The following is a 599-nucleotide window of genomic DNA, read 5'->3' as shown; positions in this document are numbered from 1 at the left end:
GGAACATACTGATAAAGCAAGCAAGGTGCAGCTCAATTTAAACAAGCGCCATTACCTTTTACAGGTCAAAAGCGGATATTTTTATCTCATTTTAAACAAATTTTAAATGAGAATATTGAAGGTGATGGCGAAGGCTGGACGATTGTTGATGTGTTTGGTGGTTCAGGTTTGCTTTCACATACTGCAAAGCGTAAAAAGCCATTGGCACGAGTGATTTACAATGACTTTGACGGTTATGCTGAAAGGCTAAAACATATCAAAAACGCCAATAAACTGCGCCAAGAGATATTCAAAATTGTTGATGGAATTATACCAAAAAAACAAGCGGTTAAGTAAAGAAATTAAAGCTAAAATCATCAATAAAATCAATGAATTTCAAGGGTTTAAGGATTTAAAATGCCTGAGTTCTTGGTTGTTATTTAGTGGCGAACAAGTTGCGACTTTAGATGAGCTATTTACCCACGATTTTTGGCATTCTGTACGTCAAACGGATTACCCAGAGGTACGGGCTATCTTGATGGTTTAGAGGTAATTTGTGAGTCGTTTCACACCTTATTACCTAGATTTGGCAATGATTCAAAGGTGTTATTTGTGTTAGA

The 599-nt window shown here is 36.2% G+C and carries 1 pseudogene; it reads left to right on the top strand.

From position 1 onward, the window contains the following. Positions 1-75 precede the first annotated feature (75 nt). Positions 76-599 (top strand): annotated as a pseudogene (locus HMPREF0027_RS11255) (hypothetical protein); the annotation flags it as partial.

This window comes from Actinobacillus ureae ATCC 25976 (assembly GCF_000188255.1).
Lineage (GTDB): Bacteria > Pseudomonadota > Gammaproteobacteria > Enterobacterales > Pasteurellaceae > Actinobacillus > Actinobacillus ureae.
Note: the sequence above shows the minus strand (reverse complement) of the source record. Positions and strands in the feature narration are given on the sequence as shown.